The 16,945-nt window shown below is 62.3% G+C and carries 26 protein-coding genes; 23 read left to right on the forward strand and 3 right to left on the reverse strand.

What is annotated here, in order from left to right:
• Nucleotides 1-96: 96 nt before the first annotated feature.
• The 19 genes from FBY20_RS11435 (at nucleotide 97) to rplQ (ending at nucleotide 10,252) form a co-directional block, all read left to right on the forward strand.
• On the forward strand, nucleotides 97-852 hold the full coding sequence (locus FBY20_RS11435) for an aspartyl/asparaginyl beta-hydroxylase domain-containing protein (protein ID WP_255452320.1): 756 nt from the start codon (nucleotides 97-99) through the stop codon (nucleotides 850-852).
• A gap of 343 nt (nucleotides 853-1,195) precedes the next feature.
• Entirely contained in the window at nucleotides 1,196-1,564 is a 369-nt protein-coding gene (gene rplN / locus FBY20_RS11440; protein ID WP_006216531.1) for a 50S ribosomal protein L14, read from the forward strand.
• 11 nt (nucleotides 1,565-1,575) lie between these two features.
• A complete protein-coding gene (gene rplX / locus FBY20_RS11445; RefSeq protein WP_008168975.1) occupies nucleotides 1,576-1,896 on the forward strand; it encodes a 50S ribosomal protein L24 in 321 nt (106 codons plus the stop codon).
• A 12-nt stretch (nucleotides 1,897-1,908) separates the two neighbouring features.
• Nucleotides 1,909-2,448: a 50S ribosomal protein L5 gene (gene rplE / locus FBY20_RS11450; protein ID WP_006216529.1), complete on the forward strand. Its 540-nt coding sequence runs from the start codon at nucleotides 1,909-1,911 to the stop codon at nucleotides 2,446-2,448.
• Nucleotides 2,449-2,460: 12 nt separating this feature from the next.
• The gene (gene rpsN, locus FBY20_RS11455) at nucleotides 2,461-2,766 is read left to right on the forward strand and encodes a 30S ribosomal protein S14 (RefSeq protein WP_006216527.1); all 306 of its coding nucleotides are present in this window, start codon (nucleotides 2,461-2,463) and stop codon (nucleotides 2,764-2,766) included.
• Between the two features lie 10 nt (nucleotides 2,767-2,776).
• Complete coding sequence (rpsH, locus tag FBY20_RS11460; RefSeq protein ID WP_006216525.1) at nucleotides 2,777-3,172, forward strand: 30S ribosomal protein S8; 396 nt, start codon at nucleotides 2,777-2,779, stop codon at nucleotides 3,170-3,172.
• Between the two features lie 12 nt (nucleotides 3,173-3,184).
• Complete coding sequence (gene rplF / locus FBY20_RS11465) at nucleotides 3,185-3,718, forward strand: 50S ribosomal protein L6 (protein WP_056327059.1); 534 nt, start codon at nucleotides 3,185-3,187, stop codon at nucleotides 3,716-3,718.
• A gap of 21 nt (nucleotides 3,719-3,739) precedes the next feature.
• Nucleotides 3,740-4,105, forward strand: a complete 366-nt coding sequence (gene rplR / locus FBY20_RS11470) for a 50S ribosomal protein L18 (RefSeq protein ID WP_008168985.1) — start codon at nucleotides 3,740-3,742, stop codon at nucleotides 4,103-4,105.
• A gap of 15 nt (nucleotides 4,106-4,120) precedes the next feature.
• On the forward strand, nucleotides 4,121-4,642 hold the full coding sequence (gene rpsE / locus FBY20_RS11475; RefSeq protein ID WP_008168987.1) for a 30S ribosomal protein S5: 522 nt from the start codon (nucleotides 4,121-4,123) through the stop codon (nucleotides 4,640-4,642).
• Nucleotides 4,643-4,645: 3 nt separating this feature from the next.
• Nucleotides 4,646-4,831 (forward strand): 50S ribosomal protein L30, encoded by a 186-nt coding sequence (gene rpmD / locus FBY20_RS11480; protein WP_006216520.1) that lies wholly within the window; start codon nucleotides 4,646-4,648, stop codon nucleotides 4,829-4,831.
• A gap of 9 nt (nucleotides 4,832-4,840) precedes the next feature.
• Nucleotides 4,841-5,281 (forward strand): 50S ribosomal protein L15, encoded by a 441-nt coding sequence (rplO, locus tag FBY20_RS11485; protein ID WP_056327061.1) that lies wholly within the window; start codon nucleotides 4,841-4,843, stop codon nucleotides 5,279-5,281.
• A gap of 13 nt (nucleotides 5,282-5,294) precedes the next feature.
• Nucleotides 5,295-6,620 carry a preprotein translocase subunit SecY gene (gene secY, locus FBY20_RS11490; RefSeq protein WP_056327063.1) on the forward strand — a complete coding sequence of 442 codons (1,326 nt, stop codon included), beginning with the start codon at nucleotides 5,295-5,297 and terminating at the stop codon, nucleotides 6,618-6,620.
• Nucleotides 6,621-6,628: 8 nt separating this feature from the next.
• A complete protein-coding gene (gene infA / locus FBY20_RS11495) occupies nucleotides 6,629-6,847 on the forward strand; it encodes a translation initiation factor IF-1 (protein WP_003806927.1) in 219 nt (72 codons plus the stop codon).
• A 34-nt stretch (nucleotides 6,848-6,881) separates the two neighbouring features.
• A complete protein-coding gene (rpmJ, locus tag FBY20_RS11500) occupies nucleotides 6,882-6,995 on the forward strand; it encodes a 50S ribosomal protein L36 (protein WP_003806928.1) in 114 nt (37 codons plus the stop codon).
• A gap of 43 nt (nucleotides 6,996-7,038) precedes the next feature.
• Entirely contained in the window at nucleotides 7,039-7,404 is a 366-nt protein-coding gene (gene rpsM, locus FBY20_RS11505; RefSeq protein ID WP_008168996.1) for a 30S ribosomal protein S13, read from the forward strand.
• A 15-nt stretch (nucleotides 7,405-7,419) separates the two neighbouring features.
• Nucleotides 7,420-7,821: a 30S ribosomal protein S11 gene (rpsK, locus tag FBY20_RS11510; protein ID WP_006216516.1), complete on the forward strand. Its 402-nt coding sequence runs from the start codon at nucleotides 7,420-7,422 to the stop codon at nucleotides 7,819-7,821.
• Between the two features lie 11 nt (nucleotides 7,822-7,832).
• A complete protein-coding gene (gene rpsD / locus FBY20_RS11515) occupies nucleotides 7,833-8,456 on the forward strand; it encodes a 30S ribosomal protein S4 (RefSeq protein ID WP_056327065.1) in 624 nt (207 codons plus the stop codon).
• 229 nt (nucleotides 8,457-8,685) lie between these two features.
• Nucleotides 8,686-9,672 (forward strand): DNA-directed RNA polymerase subunit alpha, encoded by a 987-nt coding sequence (rpoA, locus tag FBY20_RS11520; RefSeq protein WP_008169002.1) that lies wholly within the window; start codon nucleotides 8,686-8,688, stop codon nucleotides 9,670-9,672.
• Between the two features lie 187 nt (nucleotides 9,673-9,859).
• Nucleotides 9,860-10,252: a 50S ribosomal protein L17 gene (gene rplQ, locus FBY20_RS11525; RefSeq protein WP_006389635.1), complete on the forward strand. Its 393-nt coding sequence runs from the start codon at nucleotides 9,860-9,862 to the stop codon at nucleotides 10,250-10,252.
• 91 nt (nucleotides 10,253-10,343) lie between these two features.
• Here rplQ and FBY20_RS11530 read toward each other — a convergent pair whose 3' ends face one another.
• Nucleotides 10,344-10,796, reverse strand: a complete 453-nt coding sequence (locus FBY20_RS11530) for an HIT family protein (protein ID WP_056327068.1) — start codon at nucleotides 10,794-10,796, stop codon at nucleotides 10,344-10,346.
• A gap of 122 nt (nucleotides 10,797-10,918) precedes the next feature.
• On the opposite strand from FBY20_RS11530, the gene cutA reads away from it, so the two are divergent.
• From cutA to FBY20_RS11545, 3 genes are all read left to right on the forward strand, one after another.
• Complete coding sequence (cutA, locus tag FBY20_RS11535) at nucleotides 10,919-11,266, forward strand: divalent-cation tolerance protein CutA (RefSeq protein WP_056327070.1); 348 nt, start codon at nucleotides 10,919-10,921, stop codon at nucleotides 11,264-11,266.
• The gene (gene dsbD / locus FBY20_RS11540) at nucleotides 11,266-13,164 is read left to right on the forward strand and encodes a protein-disulfide reductase DsbD (RefSeq protein ID WP_142052192.1); all 1,899 of its coding nucleotides are present in this window, start codon (nucleotides 11,266-11,268) and stop codon (nucleotides 13,162-13,164) included. The genes cutA and dsbD overlap by 1 nt, the downstream gene beginning before the upstream one ends.
• A 202-nt stretch (nucleotides 13,165-13,366) precedes the next feature.
• Nucleotides 13,367-14,248: a DMT family transporter gene (locus FBY20_RS11545; RefSeq protein WP_056327390.1), complete on the forward strand. Its 882-nt coding sequence runs from the start codon at nucleotides 13,367-13,369 to the stop codon at nucleotides 14,246-14,248.
• A 77-nt stretch (nucleotides 14,249-14,325) separates the two neighbouring features.
• On the opposite strand, the gene hemB is transcribed toward FBY20_RS11545, so the two are convergent.
• Both hemB and yihA read right to left on the reverse strand, forming a co-directional pair.
• A complete protein-coding gene (gene hemB, locus FBY20_RS11550; RefSeq protein WP_056327072.1) occupies nucleotides 14,326-15,342 on the reverse strand; it encodes a porphobilinogen synthase in 1,017 nt (338 codons plus the stop codon).
• A complete protein-coding gene (gene yihA / locus FBY20_RS11555; protein ID WP_056327074.1) occupies nucleotides 15,339-15,962 on the reverse strand; it encodes a ribosome biogenesis GTP-binding protein YihA/YsxC in 624 nt (207 codons plus the stop codon). The genes hemB and yihA overlap by 4 nt, the downstream gene beginning before the upstream one ends.
• A 264-nt stretch (nucleotides 15,963-16,226) precedes the next feature.
• On the opposite strand from yihA, the gene FBY20_RS11560 reads away from it, so the two are divergent.
• Nucleotides 16,227-16,928, forward strand: coding sequence for a cytochrome c (locus tag FBY20_RS11560; RefSeq protein WP_108006863.1), 702 nt, complete (start codon nucleotides 16,227-16,229; stop codon nucleotides 16,926-16,928).
• Nucleotides 16,929-16,945: the final 17 nt, after the last annotated feature.

Consider the following 16,945-nt stretch of genomic DNA (forward strand, 5'->3'; position numbering starts at 1 on the left):
GATGTGAGCTTGGGGCCATTGGGCTCATCGCACGCTTGCGCGAGCGCATCGCCAGGGGCAAAAATAGGGAATCTTCGGCTGTCTTTTCGTCTACCTATGGTGCAACCCGTCGATGCGCGCCCGGCCACCCATCCCAGCCTGTACTCCCGGGTGTTTTTCGGTTTCATCGACTGGCTGCGCCAGCGCATCGCGCAGGCCTCGCTGGTGGGCGACAAACCCATATTCCAGAACAGCCAGTTCCCCTGGATTGCCGCCCTCGAAGCGCGGGCGCCCGCCATCCGCGCCGAACTGACCGGCCTCTTGGCCGACCGCCAGGCCTTGCCTGCCTTCCATCAGATTTCACCGGACGTGGGCATGATCACGTCCGACGACCAATGGAAGACCTTCGTCTTCATGGGCTACGGCCTGCGCTCCGATCGCAATCTTGCGCGCTGCCCGGATACTGCCCGCGCGCTGCAGGACATTCCGGGCATCCGCACCGCCTTCTTCTCCATCCTCGAGGCCGGCAAGCGCATTCCGCTGCACACTGGGCCGTACAACGGCGTGTTGCGCCTGCACCTGGGCCTGGTCGTCCCCGAGCCGCCCGAGCAGTGCTGGATCGAGGTGGGCGGCCAACGCTATAGCTGGCGCGAAGGCCAGGCTGTCGTCTTCGACGACCTGTATCCCCATCAGGTGCACAACGACACCGATGGCCTGCGGGCCGTGCTTTTCGTGGACTTCGAGCGTCCTTGCCGCGCTCCTGTAAAATGGTTGAATCGCCTGGTGCTCATGGCTGCGCCGTTCACGGACGAAATCCGTCGCGGCAAGGCAAATCATGACGCCTGGGAGAAGGGCTACTACCGCCAGAAATAGGGGCGGATGGCCCGCCAAACCGACCCCCTTGACAGGGGGCGTGGTCTTTTGTGCGCAATCCCAACAAAGTGCTTGCGCTCAAAAATTAACCACGTTAGAATTATCAGCTTTCCCAGATTGTCGATTCATCGAAGCCGAAGGCTAGATGAGCGCGTCGGGGGGAATACCCGCAGGATTTCAACCCAGGGTCGTTGCGTTGCCAACCGGTTGCTGGTCCAAGTAGTTACGGACTTGCCGACATAAAAGCAGGGCGGCTGACCTGACGGGACCAAAACTGGCAGGAATTGCAGTGTTCCCTTGTTGGGAAAACCGTATTTCCAGTTAAGTTGGAACAGGAAAAATCATGATCCAAATGCAGACCACGCTGGACGTGGCCGATAACACTGGTGCGCGTCATGTCATGTGCATTAAGGTGCTCGGTGGCTCCAAGCGCCGTTATGCCGGTATCGGCGACATCATCAAGGTGAGCGTCAAAGATGCGGCTCCGCGCGGACGCGTCAAGAAAGGCGAAATTTACAATGCCGTGGTGGTTCGTACCGCCAAGGGCGTGCGCCGTAAAGACGGTTCGCTGATTCGTTTCGGTGGCAATGCCGCCGTGTTGCTCAACGCCAAGCTGGAGCCTATCGGCACCCGCATCTTCGGACCCGTTACGCGTGAACTGCGTACCGAGAAGTTCATGAAGATCGTGTCGCTGGCCCCGGAAGTGCTGTAAGGAGCCCTACGATGAACAACATTCGTAAAGGCGACGAAGTCATCGTCCTGACCGGCCGCGACAAGAAGCGTCGCGGTACCGTGCTGGCCCGCGTTGGCGCCGACCACGTCCTGGTCGAAGGCGTCAATGTTGCCAAGAAGCACGTGAAAGCCAACCCGATGGCTAACAACCCGGGCGGGATTGTCGAAAAGACCATGCCGATCCACATCTCGAATGTGGCGCTCTTCAACCCCGCAACCGGTCGTGGCGACCGCGTGGGCGTTCAAGAAGTCGAAGGTCGCAAGGTCCGCGTGTTCCGTTCCAATGGTGCCGTTGTCGGCGCCAAGGCGTAAGGGGCGATAGACATGTCTCGTTTGCAAGATTTCTACAAGAGCAAGGTCGCTGGCGACCTGCAGGCCAAGTTTGGCTACAAGAGCGTCATGGAAGTGCCGCGCATCACCAAGATCACCCTGAACATGGGTGTCTCGGAAGCGGTCTCCGACAAGAAAGTCATTGAGCACGCTGTGTCGGATCTGACCAAGATCGCCGGCCAGAAGCCTGTCGTGACGAAGACCAAGAAGGCTATCGCCGGTTTCAAGATCCGCGAAAACTACCCGATTGGTTGCATGGTCACGCTGCGTGGTCAACGCATGTACGAATTCCTGGATCGCCTGGTGGCGGTTGCGCTGCCTCGCGTGCGCGACTTCCGCGGTATCTCGGGTCGTGCGTTCGACGGCCGTGGCAACTACAACATCGGGGTGAAAGAGCAAATCATTTTCCCCGAAATCGAGTACGACAAGATCGACGCGCTGCGTGGGCTGAACATCAGCATCACCACCTCCGCGAAGACCGACGAAGAAGCCAAGGCGCTGTTGACGGCCTTCAGCTTCCCGTTCCGTAACTAAGGGGCTGATGACGTGGCTAAACTTTCCCTCATCAATCGCGACATCAAGCGCGCCAAGCTGGCTGACAAGTTCGCTGCCAAGCGCGCTGAGTTGAAGGCGATCATCGACGACCAGTCGAAGACCGACGAAGAACGTTACCAAGCTCGGCTCAAGCTGCAACAGCTGCCGCGCAATGCCAACCCGACGCGTCAACGCAACCGTTGCGTGGTCACCGGTCGTCCTCGCGGTGTGTTCCGCAAGTTCGGTCTGACGCGCCACAAACTGCGTGAAATGGCGATGAAGGGTGAAATCCCCGGCATCACCAAGGCCAGCTGGTAGGAGAAACAATATGAGCATGAGCGATCCCATCGCCGATATGCTGACCCGCATTCGCAATGCGCAGCAAGTGGACAAAGTTACGGTGAGCATGCCCTCCTCGAAGCTGAAGGCGGCTATTGCCGCTGTGCTGAAAGACGAAGGCTACATCGACAGCTTTGAAATCAAGGGCACCCAGGCCAAGCCTGAGCTCGAGATCACCCTGAAGTACTACGCTGGCCGTCCGGTCATCGAGCGCATCGAACGCGTCTCGCGTCCTGGTCTGCGTATCTACAAGGGCCGTACCAGCATTCCTCAGGTCATGAACGGCCTGGGCGTGGCTATCGTTTCGACCTCGCGCGGCGTCATGACCGACCGTAAGGCTCGCGCCAACGGCGTCGGCGGCGAAGTGCTGTGCTACGTGGCCTAAGGAGAAATTCGAATGTCACGTATCGCTAAGTATCCGGTCGAACTGCCCAAGGGCGTCGAAGCTGACGTCAAGCAGGATCAGATCACCGTCAAGGGCCCGCTGGGCTCCTTGACCCAACCCCTGACTGGCGACGTCACGATTTCGCTGGACGGTGGCAAGCTCACGTTTGTCGCCGCCAACGATTCCCGTCACGCCAATGCCATGTCGGGCACCGTGCGCGCGCTGGTGGCCAACATGGTCAACGGCGTGAGCAAGGGATTCGAGCGCAAGCTGAATCTGGTTGGCGTGGGTTACCGCGCCTCGATTCAAGGCGACGCCGTTAAGCTGCAGCTCGGTTTCTCGCACGACGTTTTGCATCAGTTGCCGGCCGGTATCAAGGCCGAATGCCCCACCCAGACGGAAATCGTCATCAAGGGCTCCAACAAGCAAGTCGTCGGTCAGGTGGCCGCTGAAATCCGCGCGTACCGCGAACCCGAACCCTACAAGGGCAAGGGCGTGCGTTACTCGGACGAACGCGTCGTCATCAAAGAAACCAAGAAGAAATAACGGCGCACGCAAGGACGAATCATGGACAAAAAAGTTTCCCGTTTGCGTCGTGCGGTTCCGACTCGCCGGAAGATCAACGAGCTGCGCGTTCATCGCCTCTCGATTTTCCGCTCGAACCAGCACATCTACGCCAACATCATTTCGCCGGAAGGCGATCGCGTTCTGGTCAGCGCCTCGACGGTGGAAGCCGAAGTGCGTGCGCAACTGGCCGGCCAAACCGGTCAGGGCGGCAACAAAGCCGCTGCGACGCTGGTTGGCAAGCGCGTGGCCGAAAAGGCCAAGGCTGCCGGTATCGAACTGGTCGCTTTCGATCGCTCGGGCTTTCGTTACCATGGCCGCGTCAAGGCGCTGGCCGATGCCGCGCGTGAAGCCGGCCTGAAGTTCTAAGCGAGGATCTGTCAAATGGCTAAAGTACAAGGCAAGAACGCCGCGGAAAAAGAGAACGATGACGGCCTCCGCGAAAAGATGATCGCGGTCAACCGCGTGAGCAAAGTGGTCAAGGGTGGTCGCACCATGAGCTTTGCCGCGCTGACCGTGGTTGGCGATGGCGATGGCCGCATCGGCATGGGTAAGGGCAAGGCGCGTGAAGTGCCGGTGTCCGTTCAGAAGGCCATGGAACAAGCCCGTCGCGGCATGTTCAAGGTTGCTCTGAAGAACGGCACGCTGCACCACACCGTGGTTGGCAAGCATGGCGCCGCTACCGTGCTGATTTCGCCCGCTGCTGAAGGTACTGGCGTTATCGCCGGCGGCCCGATGCGCGCTATTTTCGAAGTGATGGGTGTGCGTAACGTGGTTGCCAAGAGCCTGGGCTCGAGCAACCCCTACAACATGGTTCGCGCCACGTTGAACGGCCTGCGCGCCTCCCTGACCCCGGCCGATGTTGCTGCCAAGCGCGGCAAGACGGTCGAAGAAATCCTGGGGTAAATCATGGCTCAGAAGCAGATCAAAGTGACCCTCGTGCGCTCGGTGATCGGTACCAAGCAATCGCACCGTGATACGGTTCGCGGTTTGGGCTTGGGTCGCATCAACAGCAGCCGCGTGCTGGTCGATACGCCCGAGGTGCGTGGGATGATCCGTAAGGTGGATTATCTCGTTTCCGTCTCGGAAGCCTAAGGAATCACCATGTCGGATATGCAACTTAATACGCTGAAGCCCGCCGAGGGCAGCAAGCACGCCAAGCGCCGCGTCGGCCGTGGCATCGGTTCGGGTCTGGGTAAGACCGCCGGCCGTGGCCACAAGGGTCAGAAGTCGCGCTCGGGCGGTTTCCACAAGGTTGGCTTCGAAGGCGGTCAAATGCCGCTGCAACGTCGCCTGCCCAAGCGTGGTTTCACCCCGCTGGGTCAACACCTGTATGCACAAGTTCTCTTGTCGGACCTCGAAGCCCTGCCCATCGACGAAATCGATGTGCAAGCGCTGAAGGCGGCCGGCGTGATTGGCCAGGCGGTTCGTTACGCCAAGGTCATCAAGTCTGGTGAACTCTCGCGCAAGGTCGTGCTCAAGGGCATTACCGCGACGGCCGGCGCTCGCGCCGCCATCGAAGCCGCGGGCGGCTCGCTTGCTTGATCAGAGGTGACGAGTGGCTAACGCGCAGGCATTGGGCAAATCCGGAGCACGATACGGCGATTTGAAGCGCCGTCTGGTGTTCCTGGTGCTCGCCCTGGTGGTTTACCGTTTGGGTACACACATCCCGGTTCCGGGTATCAACCCGGACGCGCTGGCGGACTTGTTCCGTCAGAACCAGGGCGGGATCCTGGGCCTGTTCAACATGTTCTCGGGCGGGGCGCTCTCGCGTTTCTCGATTTTTGCCCTGGGGATCATGCCGTACATTTCGGCATCCATCATCATGCAGTTGATGTCGGTGGTGGTGCCGTCGCTGGAAGCGCTCAAGAAAGAGGGCGAATCCGGTCGTCGGAAGATTACCCAATACACCCGCTACGGCACGGTTGTGCTGGCGCTGGTGCAAGCAGTGGGCATTTCGGTGGCGTTGGAGTCCCAACAGGGACTGGTGATCGATCCGGGCATGCTGTTCCGCTTCACGACCGTCGTGACCTTGGTCACCGGCACCATGTTCGTCATGTGGCTGGGTGAGCAAATCACGGAGCGCGGTCTGGGCAACGGGATCTCCATCCTGATCTTCGCAGGTATCGTTGCGGGTCTGCCCGCGGCGCTGGCTGCACTGCTGGACCTGGTCCGCACCAACGCGATGTCTGTGCTTTCGGCGCTGTTCATCGTGGCTCTGGTGGTGCTGGTTACCGCTTTTGTGGTGTTCGTGGAACGCGGACAGCGCAAGATCACGGTGAACTACGCCAAGCGTCAGGTCGGCAACAAGGTCTACGGTGGTCAGAGCTCGCATCTGCCGCTGAAGCTGAACATGGCAGGGGTGATTCCGCCGATCTTCGCGTCGTCGATCATTCTGTTCCCGGCCACGATCACGAGCTGGTTCTCCAGCAGCGAGAACATGCGCTGGCTTAGCGACCTGGCTGCGGCCCTGTCGCCTCGTCAACCGCTCTACATCACGCTGTACTCGGTCGCGATTATTTTCTTCTGCTTTTTCTACACGGCTCTGGTTTTCAACAGCCGCGAAACGGCGGACAACCTGAAGAAGAGTGGTGCGTTTGTTCCGGGCATCCGTCCGGGCGAGCAAACGGCGCGCTACATCGACAAGATCCTGATGCGTTTGACGCTCGCAGGTGCCATCTACATCACGTTGGTGTGCCTGTTGCCGGAATTCTTGGTGATGCGCTGGAACGTTCCTTTCTACTTCGGTGGTACGTCTCTGTTGATCATTGTGGTGGTGACGATGGATTTCATGGCGCAGGTTCAGGCCTACATGATGTCTCACCAGTACGACTCGTTGCTCAAGAAGGCCAACTTCAAGGGCGCGGGTTTGCCGATGCGGTAAGCAAAAGAATGTCCAAGGACGACGTCATTCAGATGCAAGGTGAGGTTCTTGAGAACCTCCCGAACGCGACATTTCGCGTCAAGCTCGAAAACGGCCACGTGGTGTTGGGCCATATTTCCGGCAAGATGCGTATGCATTACATCCGGATCCTGCCGGGTGACAAGGTCACAGTGGAGCTCACGCCCTATGATCTGACGCGAGCCAGGATTGTTTTCCGCTCCAAGTGAGCGAAACCGGATTACGGAAAATTAGGAGTCAACCATGAAAGTAATGGCATCGGTTAAGCGGATCTGCCGCAACTGCAAAGTTATCAAACGTCACGGCGTGGTGCGCGTTATCTGCACCGACCCGCGTCACAAGCAGCGTCAAGGCTAACTCGGGTTAGCGACTACGCAACGGATTTATTCAAGGAACAGTCATGGCCCGTATTGCTGGCATTAACATTCCGCCGCAACAGCACGCCGAGATCGGCCTGACCGCCATTTTTGGCATCGGTCGTACGCGCGCTCGCAAGATTTGCGAAGCGGCAAACGTACCCTTTGACAAAAAGGTCAAGGATCTGAGCGACGCTGAATTGGAACGCGTCCGCGAACATGTTGGTTTGTTCACGGTTGAAGGCGACCTGCGTCGTGAAGTACAGCTCTCGATCAAGCGTTTGATCGACCTGGGAACCTACCGCGGTATGCGTCACAAGCGCGGTTTGCCCGTGCGCGGCCAGCGCACTCGCACCAACGCCCGGACCCGCAAGGGCCCGCGTCGTGCTGCTGCGTCCCTGAAGAAATAATCGAGGAACAGGATTATGGCGAAAGCTTCCACCAGCGGCGCTTCGCGCGTGCGCAAAAAGGTCAAGAAGAACGTCTCGGACGGCATCGCGCACGTTCACGCTTCGTTCAACAACACCATCATCACCATCACCGACCGTCAGGGCAACGCGCTGTCGTGGGCCACGTCGGGCGGTGCTGGCTTCAAGGGTTCGCGTAAGTCGACCCCGTTTGCCGCGCAGGTTGCCGCTGAAACGGCCGGCCGCGTTGCGCTCGAGTACGGCATCAAGACGCTGGAAGTCCGCATCAAGGGCCCCGGTCCTGGCCGCGAGTCGTCGGTTCGCGCACTGAACGCGCTGGGCATCAAGATCTCGTCCATCGCCGACATCACGCCCGTTCCGCACAACGGCTGCCGTCCGCCGAAGCGTCGTCGTATCTAAAGGGAATCCACATGGCACGTTATATTGGACCCAAATGCAAGCTCTCGCGCCGCGAGGGTACTGACCTGTTCCTGAAGAGCGCCCGCCGCTCGCTGGATTCCAAGTGCAAGCTGGATTCCAAGCCTGGCCAACACGGCCGCACTTCGGGTGCCCGCACTTCCGACTACGGCCTGCAGCTGCGCGAAAAGCAAAAGCTCAAGCGCATGTACGGCGTGCTGGAAAAGCAATTCCGCAAGTACTTCGCTGAAGCCGAGCGTCGCCGTGGCAACACCGGCGAAACGCTGATCCAGCTGCTGGAATCGCGCCTGGACAACGTCGTCTACCGCATGGGCTTCGGCTCGACGCGCGCCGAAGCTCGCCAGCTGGTGAGCCACCGCGCCATCGAACTGAACGGCCACACGGCTGACATCGCTTCGATGCTGGTCAAGGCTGGCGACGTCATCTCGGTTCGTGAAAAGGCCAAGAAGCAAGGCCGTATCAAGGAATCGCTCGACCTGGCCACCAGCATCGGCATCCCCCAGTGGGTGGAAGTCGACGCGGCCAAGCTGACCGGCACGTTCAAGTCGGCCCCCGATCGCGCTGACGTCGCTCGCGACATCAACGAATCGATGGTCGTCGAACTGTACTCGCGTTAATCACGCCTGCTGGCGCCTCCTTCGCAAGGTGCTGGCAAGCTGGTCCCGCGACCCGGTCGACCCGTTTGCACGTCCCGCAGCAGCCCGCTTTCGCCGTTTTGGTGGAGCGGGCTTTGCGGTAAGTATCGGGCGGCTTTTTCGCAGCCCGTGTTTCAAGCTTTACCGTCTCACCCTGTCCATCAGCCTTATCGGTGTAACGAGCCGAGGGTATTGAAAAGGAATTCAGTACATGTCCACTCAAGGTTTCCTGAAGCCGCGCTCCATTGAAGTCGAACCGGTCGGCACGCACCATGCCAAGATCGTGATGGAGCCGTTCGAGCGTGGCTACGGTCACACGCTGGGCAACGCCCTGCGCCGCATCCTGTTGTCTTCGATGACCGGCTACGCGCCGACCGAAGTCCAGATGACCGGTGTGGTGCACGAATACTCGACCATCCCGGGCGTTCGCGAAGATGTCGTCGACATCCTGCTGAACCTGAAGGGCGTGGTCTTCAAGCTGCACAACCGCGACGAAGTGACGCTGGTTCTGCGCAAGTCTGGCGCCGGCACCGTGCTGGCCAGCGACATCGAGCTGCCGCACGACGTCGAGATCATCAACCCCGGCCATGCCATCTGCAACCTGACGGAAGCGGGCAAGCTGGAAATGCAGATCAAGGTCGAGAAGGGCCGCGGCTATGTGCCGGGCAACGTGCGCGCGCTGTCGGAAGACCGCACGCACACCATCGGCCGCATCGTTCTGGACGCCTCGTTCAGCCCGGTTCGCCGCGTGAGCTACGCCGTTGAAAGCGCCCGCGTGGAACAACGCACCGACCTGGACAAGCTGGTTCTGGACATCGAAACCAACGGCGTGATCTCGCCCGAGGAAGCGGTGCGCCAATCGGCCCGCATTCTGATGGACCAGATCTCGGTGTTCGCCGCTCTGGAAGGCGCCGGCGATTCGTACGAAGCCCCGGTCCGCGGCACGCCGCAGATCGATCCGGTGCTGCTGCGCCCGGTCGACGACCTGGAGCTGACGGTGCGTTCGGCCAACTGCCTGAAGGCCGAAAACATCTACTACATCGGCGACCTGATCCAGCGTACCGAAAACGAGCTGCTCAAGACCCCGAACCTGGGTCGCAAGTCGCTCAACGAGATCAAGGAAGTGCTGGCTGCACGTGGCCTGACCCTCGGCATGAAGCTCGAGAACTGGCCGCCCCTGGGCCTGGAGCGTCCCTAAGTCTTGAAAGGGTGCCGCCCCTGCGAAGGGGCGTCTCCCGTAGCGCCCGGCCTTTGTTGCCGGGCGATTTGCGAAATCGTCGTAAAATGCCCCGTTTTCTACCGGACCGCAGCCTGATTGCAGGCTGATAGAAGAGCCGGCAACCCGATGGCGGAAACGCCGTCTTTAGATTCAAAGGAAACTTATCATGCGTCACGGTAATGGCTTGCGTAAGCTCAACCGCACCAGCAGTCACCGTCTTGCCATGTTCCGCAACATGGCTGTTTCGCTGATCACTCACGAAGCAATCAAGACCACGCTGCCGAAGGCGAAAGAATTGCGCCGCGTCATCGAACCCCTGATCACGCTGGGCAAGGAGCCCACCCTCGCGAACAAGCGTCTGGCGTTTGCCCGTCTGCGCGATCGCGATGCGGTTGTGAAGCTGTTTGCCGAAATCGGCCCGCGCTACGCGGCCCGTAACGGCGGCTACACCCGCGTGCTGAAGATGGGCTTCCGTCAAGGCGACAACGCTCCCATGGCTTTCATGGAACTGGTTGACCGTCCGGAAGTCGATGAAGCCGCTGAGGACAGCGCCGAGTAATTTCGGCAGCTAGATAAGCGACAAGGGCGGGTCTTCGGACCCGCCCTTGTTTTTTTCGCCTTCCTTCGCTTACTGCGCGCGTTCGCCGCGCTCATTCTCCACGTTCGGGGCCGCCGCGCAGTTGCCCGCGTAGTTGCGCCGCCGTGGCCGCCAGCGCTTCCGGCGGCGACTGAGGCGGCATCTTGAACGTCAGATCCTGCTGCTCGATGTACTGCGTCGATGTCACGTCCTGCGGGTGGTGCATCGGGATGACGTGCGCATGCGCGTGCGCAACGTGGATCCCCGTGAAGGCAAAACCCACGCGCTCAACGCCGTACAGGCGCTTCATCTGGCGCCCCAGCCGCTGACCCAGGTTGACGATGCTGGCCGCCAGGTCGGCCGGCATGTCCTCGTAGTAGGGATAGTGCTGCTTGGGGATGATGAGCGTGTGTCCGGCGCGCACGGGGTGGATATCCAGGAAGGCCAGGAGGCGGTCGTCTTCGTGAACGACGTGCGCGGGGATCTCGTGACGGGCGATGCGGCAGAACAGGCAGTTGTCGGACATGCTTGCCTCGGCGTGAAAAGGGATGGCGCGGCGGCCGCGCGACCGGCAGCGCCGGAGAGTTGGCCGCAATATCGATAAAATACCTCGAGTTACATCCCACGCGGGTATCCCAAGGAGGTTCCATGTTGCGCGATGACGACGTCGTGCTGGTCATCAGCAATGCGCCGGATCTGCTTCTGGCCAAGCGTATCGCGCACGTGCTCGTCGAGGACGGGCTGGCGGCCTGCGTGAACCTTGGCGCGCCGGGGTTGTCCATCTACCTGTGGAACGGAGAGGTCGAAGGGACGGAGGAAATTCCCATCCACATCAAGACGACCTACGCGCGGCATGCCGCCGTCGTACAGGCCCTGTCGCAGATGCACCCCTACGACGTTCCCGAGATCATCGTGCTGCCAGTCATCGGCGGCGCGGCGCCATACCTGGACTGGGTGCGCGAGCAGACGGCCATTACGCAGAACAAGAGAAACTGATGTTGCAACTTGCCGGTACGGTTGGCGCGCGCGGGCGCGCCGGCAGCGTGACCCCTTCGATCCTGAGGCACTGCCTGGCATTGCTGGCAGTGATGCTTCTGCTGCTCGGATGGCAGACCGCCGCGCGGGCGGAAACTGAATTCCTCGAGCCGGAAAAGGCCTTTGTGTTCAGCGCGCAAATGGCGTCGCCGGATACGCTCGAATTGCACTATCGCGTGGCGCCCGGCTATTACATGTACCGCGAGCGCTTCGGGATTGCGATCACCCCGGCCGACGCCACCACGCTCGGGCAAGCCGTTTATCCCAAGGGCGAAGTCAAATACGACCCGACCTTCGAAAAAGATATGGAGGTCTTTCACAAGGACGTGACGATCCGCGTCCCCGTCGGCGCGGGAGGACAGCCCTTCACGCTGACGTTGACGGGCCAAGGCTGCGCGGATGCCGGGCTGTGCTATCCGCCGATGGACAGCACCGTCAAACTCACGCCCGTGGCCGGCGGTTATGCGGTGGCGGGCACGGGCATTGGCGGAGCCGCTCCCGCGGCGCCGGCTTCCTCCGGCGGATTGTCCGCGTTGGTGAACGCGGGCGACACGGGGCTGGCCGATGCCTTGGGCGGTCTGGGCTGGATCAAGACAGCGGGCGTCTTTTTGGTGCTGGGCCTGCTGCTGGCTTTCACGCCATGTGTGCTGCCCATGATTCCCATCCTGTCGTCGATCGTGCTGGGCGGGGCGCAGCACCACCGGCCGAGCCGCAGCCGCGGTCTGGCGCTGGCCGCGACGTACGTGCTGGGCATGTCGGTCGTGTACACCGCGCTGGGCGTGGCGGCCGGGCTGAGCGGCGCGGGGCTTGCCGCCTGGCTGCAGACGCCGTGGATCCTGTCGCTCTTCGCCATCCTGCTGGCCGTGCTGGCGCTGGCCATGTTCGACGTGTTCACGTTCCAGATGCCTTCCGGCATCCAGGCCATGCTGTCGGACCGGTCCTCGCGCATGCCGGGCGGGCGATATACCGGGGCCCTTGTGATGGGCGCGCTGTCGGCCCTGATCGTGGGTCCCTGCGTTGCGGCTCCGCTTGCTGGCGCCTTGCTGTACATCTCGCAGACGGGCGACGTGGTCTTGGGCGGATCGGCGCTCTTTGCAATGGCGTGGGGCATGGGCGTGCCGCTGCTGATCGTCGGCGCGTCGTCTTCGGCATTGCTGCCCAAGGCCGGTCCCTGGATGGACGGCGTCAAGCGGCTGTTCGGCATGCTGTTGCTGGCGACGGCGTGGTGGATGCTCATCCCCGTCGTGCCGACGTGGGTGCAGATGACGGGCTGGGCATTCCTGGCCGTCGTGTCGGCCGTGATGCTGCGCGCCTTTGATGCCCTGCCGCCTGGCGCAGGCGCCGGTCGCATGTTTGGCAAGGGACTGGGCCTGCTGCTCGCCCTGGCGGCCGCGGCGTGGCTGGTGGGGGCCGCCAGCGGGGGCCGCGACGTCCTGCAGCCGCTCTCGCACCTGGCCGCGCGCGGTGAAGCGCCGGCTGCCGGCGGGGCCGCGGCGGGCGAGGTCCAGTTCACTCGGGTTCGCAGCAACGCCGAACTGGACGCGGTGCTGGCGCAGAGCACCCGGCCGGTGATGCTGGACTTCTATGCGGACTGGTGCGTGTCGTGCCGCGAGATGGAGCGATTCACCTTTACCGATGCGGGGGTCGCGCAGCGCATGGCTGGAATGGTGCTGGTGCAGGCCGACGTGACGGCGAACAATGCCGACGACCGTGCGCTGCTCAAACGATTTCGACTGTTCGGCCCGCCGGGCATCATGTTCTTCGAGCCCGGCGGCAAGGAGATCGCGGAAGCTCGCGTCGTGGGATTCCAGGACGCCAAGCGCTTTACCGAGTCGCTGGACCGCGTCCTGGTCCGCTGAGGGCGCGGCGGACAAGCAGGCAGTGCGCCATCGTCTGATGCGCGCAACGCGGCCCGCCGCGCATTGAATCGAGGGAAGGGGCGATATACCATGATCGCTTCGCTGCCCGCGCGGCGCATCCATCTCCCTCCAGGCTGACGCCGTGACGTCCCCCACCGTTGATGCAAGTCAGGACCGGCATGGTCTGATCTATCTTCAATTGATGTTCGTCATGGCCACCTGGGGCCTGAACATCGTCTCCATCAAGTATCTGACGCAGCACATGGACATCCAGGCGCTGGCCGCCGTTCGGATCGTCATTGCGTTTGTCACCGTCACACTCATCATCAAGGCGCGCCGCGGCCGCATCCCGAAGCTCGGTGGCACGCAGTTGGGCTGGGTGGCGCTGGCAGGGTTCCTGGTGGTGTACGCGCACCAGGTGGCACTGGTGTCGGGACTGCGCTTTTCATCGGCAGCCAACGGCACGCTCATCATGGCCACCAGCCCGTTGCTGTCCGCCTTTCTGGCCGCTATCTTCTACCGCGAAAAGCTAACGACCACCCGCATCGCCGGCGCGCTGCTGGGCCTGTTGGGTGTGGGCATGGTGGTGGTGGGCAGCGGCGCGCAACTCGGACTGACGGGCTGGGGCGACGCGGTGGTGTTCGTGGCCGTGCTCGTCTTTGTGTTTGGCGGCCTGGTGATTCAGCGGATGTCGCGGATGATGGATCCGCTGGGCATGCTTTGGTACATGTATCTGGCCGGCGGATTGATGCTGGTCGGGCATGCCGCGCTGACGCCGTCTTCGTACCAGGCGGGCACGTGGCAGATGGCATGGTGGCCCTGGGCCGTGCTGATGTTTTCGGCGGTGATCGCCTCGGGTGTCAGCAACATCGTCTGGAACGCGGGCATCGCGCGGCTGGGGATCAGCCGCGCCGCGCTGTTCGTGAATTGGTTGCCGATTTTCGGGCTGCTGTTCGCGGCCCTGTTCCTTGACGAGCACGTCACCCTGACCCATGTCGTCGGACTGGGGTGTGTGCTGGGCGGAACGTGGCTGGGCCTGCGCCGCGGCGCGCAACCGGCACGCGCTGCCGCTGCAAAGGCCTGATTCGATGGGGGGGCCGGCGCCTGACGCCGGCAAAGTACGGGAAGGGCGCAAACGGCAGTCCGCTGCGCCCGCGGGCTTTAACGCTGGCTTTTCAGCAGCTTTGCCGCTTCGATGGCGAAGTACGTCAGGATGCCGTCGGCGCCGGCGCGCTTGAATGCCAGCAGCGCCTCCATCATGACCTTGTCGTGGTCGAGCCAGCCATTGGCGGCGGCGGCCTTGATCATGGCGTATTCGCCGCTCACCTGATAGGCGAAGGTCGGCACGCGGAACGTGTCCTTGACCCGGCGCAGCACGTCCAGGTAAGGCATGCCCGGCTTGACCATGACCATGTCGGCGCCTTCCTGCAGGTCCCCGGCCACTTCGCGCAGCGCCTCGTCGAGGTTGCCCGGATCCATCTGGTAGGCCATCTTGTTGGACTTGCCCAGGTTGGTGGCCGAGCCCACGGCGTCGCGGAACGGACCGTAGAACGCGCTGGCGTACTTAGCCGAATAGGCCATGATGCGCGTGTGGATGTGGCCATTGGCTTCGAGCGCGCGGCGCACTGCGCCGATGCGGCCGTCCATCATGTCGCTGGGGGCGACCATGTCCACGCCGGCTTCGGCCTGCGTGAGCGCCTGCTTGACCAGGATTTCGACGGTGGGCTCGTTGACCACGTAGCCGTCCGCGTCGATGACGCCGTCCTGGCCGTGGCTGGTGTACGGGTCCAGCGCCACATCGCACAGGACGCCCAGTTCCGGGAAACGCGACTTCAGTTCGCGGACCACGCGCGGGATGAGGCCGTCGGGATTGGTGGCTTCGATGCCGTCCGGGGTCTTGAGCGCCGGGTCGATGGCGGGAAACAGCGACAGCACCGGAATGCCCAGCGCCACGCATTCCTCGGCCACGGGCAGCAGGGTGTCCAGCGAATAGCGGACCACGCCGGGCAGAGACGCCACCGGCTGGCGCAGGCCGGAGCCTTCGGCCACGAAGACCGGGTAGATCAGGTCATTGACCGTCAGGGCGTTCTCGCGCACCAGACGGCGGGTGAAGTCGTCGCGACGCAGGCGGCGGGGGCGGGAAACCGGAAACTCAGGGGTGATGATCTGCGGGTTCATGGTACGACCTTCGGGGAAATCCAATTTTCGATGTGAGCGCCGGCCTCTTCGAGCCCGATGCGCTCGGGCGCCGAGAAGGGGACCGTATGCAGCGCGCCGATGTCGGCGAGGTCCTTGCGGACCGAGAAGACGGTGCGCATGCGCTGGCCGTACGGCAGCTTGTCGGCCTTGGTCAGCAGGGCCAGCACCGGGCGGCCGGTGGGCGCGATGAAGTTGGCCAGGCGCCGGTCCAGTTCGGTCACGCCGCGGCGGATGTCGATGAGCAGCACGATGCCGACCAGCGATTCACGGTCGCGCAGATAGCCGCCCAGGATGTCTGCCCACTTTTCCTTTTCGTTGCGGGCCACGGACGCATAGCCGTAGCCGGGCAGGTCGACCAGATAGCCGATGTGGGCTTCCGGGTCCAGCGGGTCGGGCAGGCTGAACATGTTGATCAGGCGCGTGCGGCCCGGCGTCTTGCTGGAGAACGCAAGACGGCGCTGGTTGCACAGCACGTTGATGGCCGTGGATTTGCCGGCGTTGGAGCGGCCAACGAAGCAGACCTCGGGAGCGCCGGCGGGCGGCAACTGGTCGAGGCGAGCCGCGGAGGTGAGGAAGGAGGCGCGATGTAGGAGGGACACGGATGGCTTTCGATACGGTTGGTTTCGAGCCCTATTGTATAATCCGGCGTTTGCTACAGTGGTCCGCGGGTGCGGAGCCGTCTTTTTTGCTTACTGTTTAGCTGCCATCCAGACGTTTTGTAGCCCTTCTTGGGCCGATGGATGCAGCACCGCAGCAAGATCGCAAAGCAGGACAAGCAAAACAGGTTCGATACGGTTTACTGCAAGTGCGGGCAGGCGTGGGCGCCTTTTTGCGCCTTGATCGATGTGATCGTCGAGGTCTTCATGAAGCGTGTGCTGTCCCGGATGTTGGTTGCGAGCGGGCTGTTGCTCGGCGCCTCCGCCTTCTCTGCTACGAGTTTCGCCGCCAATGGCGCTGCGGGCCCGGCCAAACCAGACGCCGCCAAGGGCGGTCAGCTGTTTGACCAGGGCGACGCGTCCCGCGGCATCATTGCCTGTGCTTCCTGTCACGGCGCGGCGGGTAACAGCACCATTCCGGTGAACCCGAACCTTGCCGCGCAGCCGCACGAGTACCTGGCCAAGCAGCTTGCCGACTTCAAGGTGAAGGAAGGCGCCAAGACCCCCGTGCGCAATGGCCCCGACGGCAATCCCAGCCCCATGACCGCCATGGTGCAGAACCTGACGCCGGCAGACATGCAGAACATTGCTCTGTATCTGGCGCAGCAGCCCCTGAAGGAACCCGCCACCGCCGGCCATGAGAACTTGGTTGAGCTAGGTCAAAAGATCTGGCGTGGCGGTTTGCCTGACCGCAACGTCCCGGCTTGCGCGGCGTGCCATTCTGCCAATGGCGCAGGCATCCCTGGCCAGTACCCCCGTTTGTCGGGGCAGTTCCCCGTGTATATCGAAGAGCAGCTGAAGCTTTTCCGCAGCGGCGACCGCAAGAACGACGTCATGCACGCCATCGCGGACCGCATGTCGGATGCCGACATCAAGGCGGTGTCGGACTACGCGGCTGGCCTTCGGTAAGCAATTGGCCGCAACGT

Origin of the sequence: Achromobacter sp. SLBN-14 (assembly GCF_006715415.1) — a bacterium.
Classification (GTDB): Bacteria; Pseudomonadota; Gammaproteobacteria; order Burkholderiales; family Burkholderiaceae_B; genus Achromobacter; species Achromobacter mucicolens.

Excerpts from the sequence above, each read along its gene's own strand:
- FBY20_RS11435 (WP_255452320.1), top strand. The coding sequence starts at position 97 with ATGGTGCAACCCGTCGATGCGCGCCCGGCCACCCATCCCAGCCTGTAC.
- rplN (WP_006216531.1), top strand. The coding sequence starts at position 1,196 with ATGATCCAAATGCAGACCACGCTGGACGTGGCCGATAACACTGGTGCG.
- rplX (WP_008168975.1), top strand. The coding sequence starts at position 1,576 with ATGAACAACATTCGTAAAGGCGACGAAGTCATCGTCCTGACCGGCCGC.
- rplE (WP_006216529.1), top strand. The coding sequence starts at position 1,909 with ATGTCTCGTTTGCAAGATTTCTACAAGAGCAAGGTCGCTGGCGACCTG.
- rpsH (WP_006216525.1), top strand. The coding sequence starts at position 2,777 with ATGAGCATGAGCGATCCCATCGCCGATATGCTGACCCGCATTCGCAAT.
- rplF (WP_056327059.1), top strand. The coding sequence starts at position 3,185 with ATGTCACGTATCGCTAAGTATCCGGTCGAACTGCCCAAGGGCGTCGAA.
- rplR (WP_008168985.1), top strand. The coding sequence starts at position 3,740 with ATGGACAAAAAAGTTTCCCGTTTGCGTCGTGCGGTTCCGACTCGCCGG.
- rpsE (WP_008168987.1), top strand. The coding sequence starts at position 4,121 with ATGGCTAAAGTACAAGGCAAGAACGCCGCGGAAAAAGAGAACGATGAC.
- rpmD (WP_006216520.1), top strand. The coding sequence starts at position 4,646 with ATGGCTCAGAAGCAGATCAAAGTGACCCTCGTGCGCTCGGTGATCGGT.
- rplO (WP_056327061.1), top strand. The coding sequence starts at position 4,841 with ATGTCGGATATGCAACTTAATACGCTGAAGCCCGCCGAGGGCAGCAAG.
- infA (WP_003806927.1), top strand. The coding sequence starts at position 6,629 with ATGTCCAAGGACGACGTCATTCAGATGCAAGGTGAGGTTCTTGAGAAC.
- rpmJ (WP_003806928.1), top strand. The coding sequence starts at position 6,882 with ATGAAAGTAATGGCATCGGTTAAGCGGATCTGCCGCAACTGCAAAGTT.
- rpsM (WP_008168996.1), top strand. The coding sequence starts at position 7,039 with ATGGCCCGTATTGCTGGCATTAACATTCCGCCGCAACAGCACGCCGAG.
- rpsK (WP_006216516.1), top strand. The coding sequence starts at position 7,420 with ATGGCGAAAGCTTCCACCAGCGGCGCTTCGCGCGTGCGCAAAAAGGTC.
- rpsD (WP_056327065.1), top strand. The coding sequence starts at position 7,833 with ATGGCACGTTATATTGGACCCAAATGCAAGCTCTCGCGCCGCGAGGGT.
- rpoA (WP_008169002.1), top strand. The coding sequence starts at position 8,686 with ATGTCCACTCAAGGTTTCCTGAAGCCGCGCTCCATTGAAGTCGAACCG.
- rplQ (WP_006389635.1), top strand. The coding sequence starts at position 9,860 with ATGCGTCACGGTAATGGCTTGCGTAAGCTCAACCGCACCAGCAGTCAC.
- FBY20_RS11530 (WP_056327068.1), bottom strand. The coding sequence starts at position 10,796 with ATGTCCGACAACTGCCTGTTCTGCCGCATCGCCCGTCACGAGATCCCC.
- cutA (WP_056327070.1), top strand. The coding sequence starts at position 10,919 with ATGTTGCGCGATGACGACGTCGTGCTGGTCATCAGCAATGCGCCGGAT.
- dsbD (WP_142052192.1), top strand. The coding sequence starts at position 11,266 with ATGTTGCAACTTGCCGGTACGGTTGGCGCGCGCGGGCGCGCCGGCAGC.
- FBY20_RS11545 (WP_056327390.1), top strand. The coding sequence starts at position 13,367 with ATGTTCGTCATGGCCACCTGGGGCCTGAACATCGTCTCCATCAAGTAT.
- hemB (WP_056327072.1), bottom strand. The coding sequence starts at position 15,342 with ATGAACCCGCAGATCATCACCCCTGAGTTTCCGGTTTCCCGCCCCCGC.
- FBY20_RS11560 (WP_108006863.1), top strand. The coding sequence starts at position 16,227 with ATGAAGCGTGTGCTGTCCCGGATGTTGGTTGCGAGCGGGCTGTTGCTC.